1 protein-coding gene is annotated in these 253 nt (G+C 55.3%); it reads left to right on the forward strand.

All coding sequences use genetic code 11. From position 1 onward, the window contains the following. Positions 1–253 (forward strand): hypothetical protein (locus AB1471_RS19055; protein WP_367781019.1); only part of this gene is annotated, 253 nt, incomplete at both ends.

Below are 253 nucleotides of genomic sequence, written 5' to 3' on the forward strand. Positions count from 1 at the left end.
GAAAGGAAGGAAAGAGGGGGGGGGAAGAAGGGGGGGGGGGGAAGAAGAGGAAAGAAGAGGGAGGAAGAAAAAGAGAGAGGAGAGAAAGAAAAAGGAGAGAAAAAGGGGAGGGGAGGGGAAGAGAGGGAGGGGGAAGGGAGGGGAAAAAGAGGGGGAGAGGGGAAAAAGGAGGAGAAAGAAGAAGGCAGGGAGGAGAGGAAAACGGCCGGAGTGAGAGCCATCAGATGGATCTCTGTTACCACGGCTCGCAAAG

Source organism: Jeotgalibacillus marinus (assembly GCF_040801915.1).
GTDB lineage: Bacteria > Bacillota > Bacilli > Bacillales > Jeotgalibacillaceae > Jeotgalibacillus > Jeotgalibacillus marinus.